This window comes from Hymenobacter aranciens (assembly GCF_030580865.1).
In the GTDB taxonomy this organism is placed as follows: Bacteria; Bacteroidota; Bacteroidia; order Cytophagales; family Hymenobacteraceae; genus Hymenobacter; species Hymenobacter aranciens.
Genome location: NZ_JAUQSY010000005.1, coordinates 45,424 through 58,500 on the forward strand (window position 1 = coordinate 45,424; position 13,077 = coordinate 58,500).

The window sequence follows — 13,077 nt, forward strand, 5'->3', positions numbered from 1 at the left end:
CTGACTGGATATTACTTGTAGCAAAACTGCATCCCATTTATTGCCCTTGTAGCGACCGGCATATTGGTTGAATTATTGGTTGAATGTTTAGTTGAAACAGGCGAATCAGCGGGTGGCGAATGGTTGCATTGACCAGTTGCGACGAAACCACCGAGTTCGAGTTGCTGGAGCAGGCGCTGCTGACGCTTGAGGGCCTGGCGGGCGCGGCGTAGGGCGCGCAGGGTGGGAGCGTAGGAAATGCTTTAGGTAGCCAGAGAGCGTGGCGCGTGATTTCCTGCGGGACGGTGTGTAGCCAGCGTATGAGGGCAGATGCGGTGGGCTTACCATTTTTTATCGGTGTTTGCCAAAGATGGAAAGGCTGAATGAAAAATATTTTATAGGTTGCTGTCTGCGCTTTTAATCATTTGGCGCTTGTAATCAGTATGTAATGACAAATACCCGTAAAAACACCTGTTTTTCAAAACAGGTGTTTTTACGGGTATTTAAGTGCTTTTACGGCCTTTACTTGGTCAAACCAAATAAGCCATCAACCGAATACGGGGAGGCGTGGGCGGATTGGAGCATTTCATTACTTCAAACGCTTGCGGAGTCTTCCAAATTACTTGTCATAAGCTCCTTGTTTCAGTCGATACCGGGGCACCAGTAAATGGGGCGTTATGGATTGCTGACTAAGGCTTATCAAGGGTTTGGGAACGACTCAAGATAGGCTTCTACACTTGCCAGTACGATGATTTCAACGGATTTTCTCCATTCTACCTCATGGTGGTTCCCGTTATCTTGGTGGCCGATTCGGCTCCCCTCCTGCGCCACGGGCTGTTGCAGGCGTTAAGCCATGCTGATGCCACGTACCAAGTCCACGAAGCCGCAACGGCGCCCGAACTGCTGCGGCTGACAGAGCTATTACGCCCGGCCCTGGTGCTAGCCGCTACCAACCTGGCCGGGGCACCTGCCGAGCCACTGGCCTTGCTGCGCCAGCTACGCGAAGGGCAGGCCAACTTGCCCGTGGTATTACTAGCGGAAGTTCATTCGCTCCAACAGGGGGTTATTCAGCAGCTACACATCGCCAGGGTGAGCGGGCTAATGGCCCGCAACGCTTCTATTGCAGAGGTTTGCAGCACCGTGCAGCAAGTGTTAACATATGGCTGTTGTCCCGACAGTTGTGGCTTGGATTGCTGCCAGGTGACCCGTTCCCGGTACGAGTTGCCAGTGGCGTTTACCAGCCGGCAGCTGGAAATACTACACCTGATGGCCGAAGACCGGTCTAATGAGGAAATCGCCCGGTGTCTGTTCACCAGCGTGCGAACCGTGGAGTATCATCGCAGCCAGATGCTGCAGAAAGCGGGCACGCGTACGACTTTAGGCCTGGTGCTTTTTGCCTTGAAACAGGGTATTCTTCGCCTTGATGAATGCGCCGTCGTGGCAGCCGACCGATGACGAGCGAAGCCGCTCACTGCTGCCGGTCTACGGCAGCAGTTCGGTGTCCAACTGCTGCGGGAAGGCAAGCCGCAGGTAGAAGTAACCCGTACCGGCCAGGCCCAGCATCAGGCCTGGCGCTTCGCCCATGCCTGGGGTAGCGCCCGAGGGGTCATTGACGCCGCTGGGCCAGCGCAGGCCGGTGCGCTGATATTTCTCCAGGCCGTAGTTGCCAGCGGCCTGGGCTACCTGATAGTAGAGGTCGTTTTGCAGCACCCGGCTGCCCTCCAGCAAAACATCGGCGTTGCCAGCCAAGCCGTGGCAAAGTGAAAAATTACCCTGGCCCCCTGGATTGGTGACGAGGTTATAGATGCCACGGTGGGTGGTGTTAAGCGCAATCTCGGCTTCCTGGCGGAAGGTGTCGTCGCCGGTTAGTTGCCAGGCACGCAGGCGGCTCAGGGAAATGCCGGGCGCCCCGTGGCACCAGGCATCGCCGTAGGTGGGCGGGGGGCCGACGGCCGGGGCCGCTACGCCAGCGGCAGCCATGTCGCGCAGGTCGGGCCAGTTTTGCAGCTGCGGATGAAACAGCTCGCGCTCGAAGTTGAAACCTAGCTGGGCGGCCGTGTAGTAGGCCGGATTGGCCGTGACGTAGTACAGTTCCAGCAGGGCCAGGGCCACCCCGGCGGCCCCGTGCGAATAGCCTGTAAGAGCCGGCTGCCCCGGCAGGGCAGGCCATCCCCAGGTCGTGGGCCGCTGCTGCGCTCGGCTCAGCAGAAAATCGCCGCAACGCGTGGCGGCCTCACCCAGCCAGGTTGCGTCGGGCTTCTGGCGCAGCCAGCGTAGCAGTACCGGAATAGCTCCTGCCACGCCCGAAATCACGTCAATCTCAAATTCCTGCGGGGGCTGGGCGCAGGCGCGGGCCAACTGTTCCCAGCCGGCCGCCGTCCAGTCGGGGCGGTCGTGCTGCTCGCCCAGGCGCAGCAGCGTATCGGCCAGGCCCACGGTGCCGGCGTAGTAGGCATAGCTGGTGGGACCGCGCATGGCGCGTTCGTCGCCGAGCACGTGGTTTACAGCCCCGGTCAGCAGCTCCTGCCACACGGGGTCGGGCTGCAGCTGTTGCAAGAGACCGAAAAATCGGGCAATGCCCGCCGTGCCGCCGTACACGTCGGGGCCGCAGGCGCGCTGCACGGCCTGGTACCCGCCGCCCACGGCCTCGGTGCTGCTGCCTACCCAGGTGCAGCGCTCGCCTTCCCAGATGGCGGTGCGAGCCAGGCGGGCGGCGATGTCCTGAGCAACTTCAACATAAATCTGGGTAGCGGGGGCGAGGGTCAGCACAGACATAAATAAGGGCTACCCGGCGTGGAGCAGCGAAAAATCGTAGGGGAGGTGAGAGTTGGGGTTGCGGTAGAGGTGCTGCTCATCGAGGCCGTTTTTGGTCAGCAGCCGGCGGATTTCGGCCAGCTGCCCCTCGGGAGAGTCCAGTTGTTTGTAGTGGGCACTCACCAGTGCCTCGGCCAGCAGGTTGCAGCGGTTCATGCCGAAGCTCTGGCCGCTGCCGGGGTCTTCCGAAAACGACACGCCCGGTCGCAGCTCCCGCGTAAACAAGGGCACGGTGGCTTGCAGCTGGGCCTGCATGTCATCGAGAATGGGCCGGAGCAGGCGGGCAGCGAGGCGGAAGTCGAACTTGCTCACGTACAGCACCGCACTGTCGGTGCGCGTAAACAAATTGGGGTGATTAAGGCACTTAAAAAGAAACGGCAGCCGGTAGCGGTTGAAGGTGCCGGTGATGCCCTGCACTAGCTGCTCGGCCCCGGTAAACGTGGTATGGAAATACACCCGCACGAACTCGGCTTGCTGCGACACTAGTTCGCGGCCCCGCACGTGGTAGAATACCGGCTGCACGGCCTTGTCTTCGCGGCTCATCTTTAGCTTCACCACTGCGCTCACCTGCAGGCTGGTTTCGGCCGGGTTAGTAAACTCCCACTGGCCGGGCACCAGCTGGCGCAGGTAGCCGTTTTTGCTGACGAAAGCCGTACCGTGGCCATCGACCGAATACACGGTCCAGGCGGGGTCAAAACCGTCGGCGGTTTGATTGGCGGCCGAGAGGCGGGCCATGGTCTGCTCACGCGCCGCGGCCGAAGGCAGCGCCAGGCTGGCGGGCTCCGGGGCATCGGTGCGGCCGGTGCAGTAGTAGGTGCCGTAGAGCACCTGCGCCAGCCGGTTCTGCAGGTTCAGGCGGGCCTGACCGTCGTCGCCGCTGTTCTGGCCGAAGTGCTGCAGAGGCTGGTGCCACTTGGTGTAGGCCTGCTGATAGGTAACGGGGTAGTCCTGTCCGCGTAGGCGATAGGTGTATTCGTCCACCACCGTCAGCTGCGTGGCAATGTCCGTCAGGGCTTGCGAAAAAGAGGGCGTGCTCATGCGGGAAGGGCCACGGTGGCGGTAGCAAAGTGGGAGAGAACCATAGGTAAGCCTTGGAATAGCACGTAGCTAGCCTGAAGCAGCTTGGTGGCGCCGGGTTGCAGCGCGGGCCAGGCCATGTTTTGCTCGATGGCCGTCTGGATTAGACGGGCGGCGGTATAACGTAGCGTCTTTTCCAGCAGTGCCGGAGCCGCGGCCGGGTCGGCCCCGGTGCGGTTCAGGTACTGCTGCCAGAAGCGGTCCATCAGCGGCCAGGCGGCCTGCAGCTCCGGCAGGCCCATGCCCGGCACTAAGCTGAAGGTAGCGGCCCCCACCACCGGGTCGTAGAAAATGATATTAGTAATAAAGCCCTGCCAGACGCCCGCCACGTCCCACAGTGGGTCGCCGATGTCGGCAATTTCCCAGTCGATGACGCGCAGCTGCTCGCCGCCTTCGGGCGTGGCTTGGCGCAGCAGGTTCACCCATTTCAAGTCACCGTGAATAAGACTCGTGCGCGTCCATTCGGCGCGCAGGGCGGCCAGGGCGGCTTTGAAATCGGGGCTGCTTTGCACGGCCGTCAGCGCCGGGTTGGGTGCCTGGCTGGTAGTGAGCAGCGCCTGCTGCGTGCCTGGGTCGGGCTCGGCCAGGGTGAGCACCCAGGGGGGCTGCTGCGGAAAGAACTGCACCGAGCGGCTGCTGAGCACGGCGCTATCCAGCGGAAAATGATAGCTGGCCAGTAGGTTCACCAACTCATCAGCCAGGGCGGGCGGTAGCTGGCCGCCGTGCTGGCGCACGTAGTCTTCCAGGTTGTGGGCATCGGCCATATACTCGGTTACGAGCACCTGTTTTTCGGCGTCGAAGCCGAAGTAGCCGGGCACGTAAGTCGCTAATTGGGTAAAAGCCGGATGGTTCTTAATGAGCCACAGGCAGGTGGCGTCCTTTTGCAAGACGTAGGTGTTGTTCGAGTCGAAGCTGATGAGCTGCTTGATGAACAAGCTCGGGGCCTCGCGCCGGGTGACGCGGAAAATGAGGTTGCGGGTCTGCATCTGGGTGGCCAGGTAGTCGCCGCGCAGCAGCGACGCCGTTTCCAGAAAGCCCTTGTCGAGCAGGTACAGGTGCAGGTCGGGTAGGGTTAGTCTCACTAGGAGTCAGCAGAAGGAAGGTGGAACGTAAGCCAAGGTAGCCCGTAATCAAGGATGCTGCTCAAAAACTCCCCGCCCACTCGGGCGGGGAGTTTCTAAAAACCGGCAAGCGAATCGTCAATAAGCAACGACCAGCTTCGCAGCCTTAGCAAAAAGGCGGGATGTGGGTGTGGCAAACCGCCACGGTCACAGTCGTGATAATCGTGGGAATGATTGTTTGCGCTTGCGCGCCGCCGTTAGCAGGGGGGCAGATGGGCGCTACCGTCGGGCAGTGCGGCGGTACCGATACGGGCTGGCAGTTGGGCCACTGCGTAGCGCCATAGCAGATGGGCGGCACGGTGGGGCAATGCGGCGGCACCGATACATTTTGGGCGTTAGCACCCGCATTCGCGGGCGGGCACATGGGCGCTACCGTCGGGCAGTGCGTGGCGGCCGACAGTAGGCCACCACCGCAATTCCAGGTCGGCTGGCACATGGGCGCTACCGTCGGGCAGTGCGTGGCGGCCGAATACACTGTCTGGGCCTGGGCGGGCTGCACAGGGCAGTGCGGCGGAGCCGACAGCAGGTGGGGGCACTGGGGGGGCGTGGTGGGGGGGCACATCGGGGCTACCGTGGGGCAGACAGTCGCCAGCGACAGCGTCGGCGCTTGGGCCTGGGCACCGCCGTTAGGCTGGCACTGGGGCCACTGCGTGGAGCCATAGCACAAGGGGGGCACGGTGGGGCAATGCGGCGGCACCGATACGTTCTGGGCGTTAGCACCGGCGTTATCAGCGGGAGAAGCGGCACCCGCAGCGGCCGGAGGCGGGCACATGGGCGCTACCGTGGGGCAGTGCGGCACGGCCGACAGCGGCGGCGGACACATGGGGGCTACCGTGGGGCACATCGTAGGCAGCGACAGCGTCGGGGCTTGCGCCTGGGCGTTGGCAGCACAGCCGATATGCGTGATGAGGGTACTAGCCGTCGTTGCCGCCGTTATAACCGTCCCGCCTGGCACTACAACGGTTACCGTGCCGATGGTCGTTAGGGTAGTCCAGTCGAATTGCGCCTGGGCCCCGCCGTTGGCGGGCGGGCACAGGGGGGCTACCGTGGGGCAGTGGGGCGGCACCGATACGGCGCCCGTGTTGCCGCCGCCGGTGCCGGTGTGCACGCAGCCGGGCAGGCTCAGGTGGGGGGGCGGGCAGGCCGCCGGTACTTGGGTGCAGACGGTGGCGGCCGTCATTGTAGCTTGCGGGGCAGCCTCGTTGCCTTGGGGAGGGCAGGTGCCGGTGTACACGCAGCCGGGCAGGCTGATATGCGGCGGACAGTTAGTGGCGTGAGTGTGCGGCGGCAGGCAGCCCGGCACACTCAAGTGCGGCGGCGGGCAAGCGGCGGGTACTTGGGTACATACGGTGGCCGCCGTCATGGGTAGCTGCGGCGCCGCATTGCCATCTTGCGGGGGGCACACGCCGGTGTGCACGCAGCCGGGCAGGCTCAGGTTGTAGGGCGGCGGACAGCCCAGCTGGGTACAGACCGTGGCCAGGGTGTGCGTGGGCACGCAGCCGGGGTAGCTCAGGTACGGCGGACAGACGCCGGTCTGCACGCAGCCAGGCAGGCTTAGCATCTGCGGCTGGGCCTGGGGAGCGCAGCCGATAACGGTTTGCACGGGACCTATGCCGCAGAAGGTTAGGTAGGTAAACGACATAAAAGGGTTGGGTTGAAAAGGTGGAAAAAACGCAAAAGGCCTTTTTGCAAAAAGTCAGAATAGGCAGGAAGGAAAGGGCTTAAGCCACTTCCTGCTGATTGGACGTCTCGCCCGTTGTCGACGCGTCGGTGGCGTCGCTGGTCGCCGTCTTTTCAGCGACATCTTCGCTCGACACCTCTGGGCTGGTTGGTGCTAGCATGCTGGCGCTTTCCAGGTGCTGAAGCAGTTGCAGCAGCTGCTGGCCCACCAGGCTGCCCAGGCCCGTGCAGGGGTTCCAGTAGGGCGCGGCGTAGTAGAGCTGGTTATTGCCCTCGGTGATGGGGCGGAAAGCCTCGGAGCCAGCAAAGCCGTAAAGCACGCTGTTGAGAAAGCCCAGCCGGTAGCCCAGCTGCTGGCTGATGAGCGTCAGCAAGGCGGCCGTAAAAGGCGTGGCCGCGCTCGTGCCGCCAATCACCACGTCATGCCCGTTGAACACCACCCGGTAGCCCTGCACACCGCTGGCATCGGCGGCCACGTCGGGCACGCCGCGCATGGTGCTTTTTTGGTAGGGGTATTTGCTGACGGCCTGGTACTGGTAGTAGGGCTGCGGATACAACATGCTGTAGCCGCCGCCCGAGGCGTCCTGGCCATTGGCTTCGTTCCACACCACCTGGGGTTGCAACTGGCCGTCGGCCAGCGTGTCGATGGTGCCACCGCAGCCCAGCACCAGCGGGTTGGACGAGGGCAGCGATACGTTCGGCACCGCCAGGCCGTTGTAAGCGCCGTGGTCGGCCGAGGCGGCCACCAGCGTAATCCCCAACAGGCTGGCCATGTAGAGCAGGTTGTTCATTTCCGCCACGTCGGCCGCCGAGTAGTTGTACTCCGAGCCCGCCCAACTGATGGATACCACGCTGGGCCGGTTCACGTCGTCGGCTACGATGGCCCGCAACGCCTCCAGCAGCGTGCTGCCGTAGTACACCACCAGCCGGGCCTGCGGGGCCAACGCCCCGGCTACTTGCAGGTCGAGGGCTACTTCGGCGTTGTTCATTAGCTCGGTCAGGCCGGTGCTGGCCGGGGGCGTGCCGACTTCGATGACTCTCGGCTTTTTCAGCCCAGCCTGCGCGAAAAACTGCTTGAAGTCGGCTTGATTCAGTTTGCCGCCCAGCTCCACGAAGCCCATTACCTGGCCTTCGCCGTTCAGGCCCGTGGGAAACTGATAGGCTTGGGCCAGCTCCTGTGGGGTGCAGCCTGCGGGGGGCGCGGGCGTTGCGGTCGCCTCCGGGGCTGGTGCGGCGGGTCGGGGCTTGGTGGGCGTGCGCGATTCCACCCGCACGGGACGCTCCAAGGGCGGGGCCTGCTGCACGATGGTAAGCAAAGACGCGGGCAACTGCAGCGCCGTGGTGGTGGCCAAAAACCGGGTCTGCGCGGCCGTTTGGAAGGTAGCGACTACGGTGTGAAAGGCCTGCTCGACGGCTGCCACGGGGCCCGTCAGCGTCAGGCTGCCCGTGAGCAGACTGCTGCTGGTGACCTGCAGGCCGAAAGGCTCGAAATAAGCGCTGACCGTAGCCATGTCGTCGGGCGTGGTGCCCAGGGTGGCGGCCAGCTCCTCGTGGCTGGGGTAGTGGCGCAGGTGCGGCGGCAGCGTCACCAGGTCTGTCAGTTGGGCGGCTTGCTCGGCCGAGGGCGTTTGGCGGCGGAGCGAGAGGGTGATGCTCAGCGGGCGCGCCGGGTTTGGATAGCCTACGAGCGTGCCCGCTGCCTGCGGGGCAGAGTGGGGCACGGCCAAGAACGACTCGTTCATGATGCAGAAGCGCTACCGAAGTAGCAGTCAGGTGAGAGAAGGTACTTTCGACGGGCGGAAGTGGGGCAAAAGTAGAGGCGGCTTTGGCGGCGTGCATTAGTGCTAGCACTAGTTTTTGGGCACCGAGGAAGGATTTTTTGTCCAGGATGGGATGGATATAAAAACGCCCCAACCAGTGCTGGTTGGGGCGTTTGTCGGGGCGTAGGGCTAGGCGGCTGGATAGGGCAGGGGCGGGTCGCCTTTTGCTTGGGCTTTCTTAGCGGCCTTGAGGAACTGTTTATCGCGCTGGCGCTGGGTGTCGTTTTCCTGGCCGTCGCGCTGCAGCTGGGTGGCCGATTCCTTGAGGTGCTGGCGGCGCTCGCGTAGCACCTCGTGGCACTCGTGGGCGGCTTGGGCGATGAGGTGGCCGGCGAGGGGCAGCGTGAGCGTGCCGGTAAGGGGGTGGAAGCTCAGGGCGACGAAGCCGTCGAGTTCGAGTTGCTGGAGCAGGCGCTGCTGGCGCTTCAGGGCCTGGCGGGCGCGGCGTAGGGCGCGCAGGGTGGGCTGGTACGACATGCGTTAGGCAGCGAGGGCGCGGCGGGAGAGTTCCTGCGGGATGGTGTGCAGCCAGCGGGTGAGGCGAGCGGGGCTCGAGCAGGTGTGGATATGGTGGCTGGCCCGGAGCTTCTCGGCGTCTGTGAGGTAAGGCCGGAGCCACCCCTAAAAAAATATTTACTAAGTGTTATTTGTTAGGCCATCGCCTTATGTGTTGTAAATGAGGATAGTATCAACACTGGTTGCCTCACCCGTAAAAACACCTGTTTTTAAAAACAGGTGTTTTTACGGGTGCAAATCTCGATTTGAGCTCATTCCTTTGATGCCCACTGCGGAAACGCCATCCGTCTTTACTCTCACCAGCAAATCCAACCGGAATGAAAGCAGGAACTACCCTCCAGACCACTATTGACATTGCCATTATTGGGGCAGGTGTATCGGGCGTGTACTGTGCCTGGCGCCTCCAGCAGGCTCATCCCGACAAACGCATCGTGGTGCTGGAAGGCAGCGGCACGGTCGGCGGCCGGTTGCTCTCGGTGCGTCCACCCGGCATCAAAAACATGGTGGCTGAGCTGGGTGGCATGCGCATTCTGCCGGCCACGCAGCCGCTCATCACTACGCTCATCGAGAAGCTCAATGACGCGCTGCCCGCCGAAAAAACCATCGAACTCTACGACTTTCCGGTGGACAAGCCGCAGAACCTAGCCTACCTGCGCGGAGTGTATCTGCGTTTGGCCGACTTTACTGCCAACCCCGACAAGGTGCCTTACCGCCTGTCATTTCTGGAGCGGGGCGGCACGCCGGGTGGCATCATCGTTGATGCTATTGAACAGATTGTGCCGGGGATTACCAACCCCGAGCTCACCGATGCCCGGCGGCGCGAGATGGTGCAGCACGCCAGCTTCGACGGCCGGCCCCTGCATGAGCTAGGCTTCTGGAACCTACTACTGCGCATCATCAGTCCTGAAGCCTTCCAGCTGGGCGTGGATGCGGGGGGCTATAGCTCGACGCTCAGCAACTGGAACGCCGCCGACGCCATTCCGTGGTACTTGTCCGACTTTGGCGTGGCCCCGCACTACAAGGGGTTCTGCGAGGGTTTCCAGTCGGTGCCCCTGGCGCTGGCCGAGCTGTTTGAACAGGCGGGCGGCACTATTCTGCGCCACACCAGGCTCGAAGGCTTCGCCGAGCACGACGGCGGCTTTGAGTTGCAACTGGCCGAGGGGCCGGTGCACGCCAGGCAGCTGATTCTGGCCATGCCTCGCCGCTCGCTCGATTTGCTGGCCCCCAGCAGCCCGCCGCTGCAAGCGCCGCGCGTGCAGGCCCTGATTGGCAGCGTGACGCCCCGGCCGCTGTTCAAGCTCTTCACCACCTACACCAACCCCTGGTGGCGCAATGCCGGCTACACCACCGCTGCTGGCGAGTTCGTGCCCGTAGAAGCCGGGCGCACCGTGACGGACCTACCCGTGCGCCAAACCTACTACTGGCCCACAATAGAAGGCCAGCCCGCCGTAGCCGGTCCCGCCATGCTCATGGCCAGCTACGACGATGGCACCAGCGTTGGCTACTGGGATGGCCTGCGCCCGCGCCGCCGCCAGGCCTGGCAGCAGGGCCTTGAGGTAGCCCCGCCCACCGAAGCTTTCCGCAGCCCGGCGCCGGTGGTCGCCGCCCGGGCGGCGACCACCGGCGCCGACCCCACCAGCGACTGGCACCGCTACCAAGCCCCGGCCGAAATGGTGCAGGAAGTGGCGCGCCAGCTCGGCACCATTCACGGCCTCACCTACACGCCGCAGGTGCAGCAGGCGGCCTTCCGCGACTGGGGCGACGACCCCTTCGGCGGCGGCTGGAACAGTTGGAACATCGGCGTGCGCAGCTGGGAGGTGAAGCACGACATCGTGCAGCCTATCAAGGACCAGCCGCTTTTTATTTGCGGCGAAGCTTACTCCGACGCCCAGGGCTGGGTGGAAGGGGCTCTGCAAACGGCCGACTACGTGCTGGAGAAAATGGGCCTTGAAAGGCTGATTGAAATGTAATCCGGGCTCTGCGCACGGCGCCTATTCCTGTCTGGCTTCTAAAAGATGATGAAAAAATCATTAGTAAGTGGATTGTTTTAAAATATATAAACACATGTTTTTGTCGCCACTTTAGATGAATGGCAATTGCCCGATAATCTGAAATCTCAACCCTCACCCTTTTTTGTTCATGAGTTACCTAAATGGCCTGCGACTGCATTTTGCCGGGCGCTTCCAGGCGGCCCCGTCTACCGTCAACAACGACATTACTCACTTCAACAACGCCACGTTTAAGCCTAGCTACCAGCAGCCCCAGGACGCCAGCGGGCCCAACGGCTGGTGGAACCCTGGCGGTGGCGCCGAGTGGCGCCTGCTGGGCTGCACCGTGACGGGAGCGTGGATGGGCGGCGGCCAGGCAGCCAACGGCGACCCTATCCTGGGCTGTGTGGTGGCCGACTCGGACCGCCGCGCCCCCGCCAAGATTGTAGACCTTGACCCGCAGCAACAGATGGTGTCGCAAATCTGGGGCCTGGAAGTGCGCATCTGCACCGCTGCCGGAGCCCTGCTGTTGCGCGGACAGTACGAGCCAACGGGTTTCACCGACATTTGGGACCGGAGCCACAACGGGGGCGGGGACAGCGGGGCCAGCTCGATGTACCAGTCGGTGCTAACCAACCTGGAATGGGGCGACCTGCGGGCCTCGCCCTTTATGCAGGCGCTGCAGGCTACGGCGGCTGGCCCCGACGGTCGGCTGTCTATCAAGTTCAACGTAGATGGCTACAACATGAACCCGACCTCCCCCGAATTTACGCGGGGCCGGATAGTAGGCACCATCGGGCCAGCCACGGTGGACGAACCAAAGCACTTCGTCCCTGGTCGGCAGTTTGTGCCGGAGGCTGCGTTGGGTAGCGGCTTCTTCACCCCCACCACCGGGCTGGGGTTTTGCGTGGCGCAGGTCGATACGGCCGACAGTTGCATCTACCTCGACCTGGGCAACGCCGTGCCGACTACCGTGCCCGGCGGACCGATGCTGAACCAGGGCCAGCTCCAGCTGGTAGCCTGGGTGCAGCCCGATAATCAAAACCCCTTCTTCCAGAATATCGGTGACCCCATTGACTATATGAGCCCCGACTGGTATGCCCGGACGGCTGGCGTAGTCATGCTACCTGCCACCCGCGCGCTGACAGCCGATGAGCTGAGCGCGGTGCAAAACAACCAGTTGGGCCTGTTGCTGACCAACGGCAACACGCGCCAGCTTACGCCGGAGTCGCCGCAGGGACTCTACGTGCGGGCCGATACGTTCGTGTTTCGCCTCGATGCCGGGCAGACGGCTACGCTTGACCTGTGGGCCACGCAGTTCGGCCAGCCCCTGCCTGCGGCACAAGGGCCCATCTTGCTCCAGCTTGACCCCAGCCAGCTACAGGGCGGGCCCGGCGAGCCCGCCGTAGCCACGCCCACTACTGCCCTGACGTTTCCGGCCCAGGTGCAAACGGATGCCAACGGGCGGGCGACGGTGCAGGTGCAGGCCAACGACCTGAGCAGCCCCCGCGACTACATCGACGGCCAGGTGTACGGCCTGCGAGCCTCGCTGCCAGCCATCGGGTACGACCTGACCGATTACCCGCTGGGGCAGTGGAACTTCGTAAGCCTCCTGGTTTTTGACCCTTACACGCCCAAGGAACCGGTAACCTGGTACGACGACCTCCAGCCGATTTTTCAGCAGTATGCCAACCTGTACCCCATCATGAGCCGCTTCCTCAACCTGGCTGACCCGCAGGCTGTGTGGGCTAACCGGGAGTTGTTGCTCATGGCGTTTGGCCTGCCTATTACCGACGCGAACACCATGCCCGTCACCCGCGACCTGTCGGGACCGAAGCGGGCGGCTATCCTGCGTTGGCTGGGGCAGTCTGAGCTGCAAATGGGCCAGCCCCCGATGACGGAGCCGCAGCCGCAGGCTCTGGCCGAGACGGCCGCGCCCACCGTAGCCGGGCCGCCTGCCGCCGCTCCGGCTGGAGCCCCAACCGGGGCCCCGCGCGGTGGCAAAACTGCCGCCGCTGCCCGGCGCCTCGTCTTACAAAAGCCCTGATTCCAGGAGTATTACTTGCCTTTTTAATCTGCTAT

At 63.2% G+C, this 13,077-nt stretch carries 9 protein-coding genes; 3 read left to right on the top strand and 6 right to left on the bottom strand.

Going from position 1 to position 13,077, the window contains the following annotated elements; translation table 11 throughout:
• The first annotated feature begins 759 nt into the window (after positions 1-759).
• The gene (locus Q5H93_RS08385) at positions 760-1,434 is read left to right on the top strand and encodes a LuxR C-terminal-related transcriptional regulator (protein WP_305006066.1); all 675 of its coding nucleotides are present in this window, start codon (positions 760-762) and stop codon (positions 1,432-1,434) included.
• Between the two features lie 27 nt (positions 1,435-1,461).
• Here Q5H93_RS08385 and Q5H93_RS08390 read toward each other — a convergent pair whose 3' ends face one another.
• The 6 genes from Q5H93_RS08390 to Q5H93_RS08415 form a co-directional block, all read right to left on the bottom strand.
• On the bottom strand, positions 1,462-2,754 hold the full coding sequence (locus Q5H93_RS08390) for a lanthionine synthetase LanC family protein (RefSeq protein ID WP_305006067.1): 1,293 nt from the start codon (positions 2,752-2,754) through the stop codon (positions 1,462-1,464).
• Positions 2,755-2,763: 9 nt separating this feature from the next.
• The gene (locus Q5H93_RS08395; RefSeq protein WP_305006068.1) at positions 2,764-3,831 is read right to left on the bottom strand and encodes a T3SS effector HopA1 family protein; all 1,068 of its coding nucleotides are present in this window, start codon (positions 3,829-3,831) and stop codon (positions 2,764-2,766) included.
• On the bottom strand, positions 3,828-4,952 hold the full coding sequence (locus Q5H93_RS08400) for a phosphotransferase family protein (RefSeq protein ID WP_305006069.1): 1,125 nt from the start codon (positions 4,950-4,952) through the stop codon (positions 3,828-3,830). The genes Q5H93_RS08395 and Q5H93_RS08400 overlap by 4 nt, the downstream gene beginning before the upstream one ends.
• A 145-nt stretch (positions 4,953-5,097) precedes the next feature.
• Positions 5,098-6,633 carry a hypothetical protein gene (locus Q5H93_RS08405; RefSeq protein ID WP_305006070.1) on the bottom strand — a complete coding sequence of 512 codons (1,536 nt, stop codon included), beginning with the start codon at positions 6,631-6,633 and terminating at the stop codon, positions 5,098-5,100.
• A gap of 79 nt (positions 6,634-6,712) precedes the next feature.
• Positions 6,713-8,413 (bottom strand): S53 family peptidase, encoded by a 1,701-nt coding sequence (locus Q5H93_RS08410; protein ID WP_305006071.1) that lies wholly within the window; start codon positions 8,411-8,413, stop codon positions 6,713-6,715.
• A 207-nt stretch (positions 8,414-8,620) separates the two neighbouring features.
• Positions 8,621-8,968, bottom strand: a complete 348-nt coding sequence (locus Q5H93_RS08415; RefSeq protein WP_305006072.1) for a hypothetical protein — start codon at positions 8,966-8,968, stop codon at positions 8,621-8,623.
• Between the two features lie 356 nt (positions 8,969-9,324).
• Between Q5H93_RS08415 and Q5H93_RS08420 the strand changes: the two genes are divergently transcribed.
• Both Q5H93_RS08420 and Q5H93_RS08425 read left to right on the top strand, forming a co-directional pair.
• On the top strand, positions 9,325-10,977 hold the full coding sequence (locus Q5H93_RS08420) for a flavin monoamine oxidase family protein (RefSeq protein WP_305006073.1): 1,653 nt from the start codon (positions 9,325-9,327) through the stop codon (positions 10,975-10,977).
• Positions 10,978-11,146: 169 nt separating this feature from the next.
• Positions 11,147-13,042, top strand: a complete 1,896-nt coding sequence (locus Q5H93_RS08425) for a hypothetical protein (protein WP_305006074.1) — start codon at positions 11,147-11,149, stop codon at positions 13,040-13,042.
• Positions 13,043-13,077: the final 35 nt, after the last annotated feature.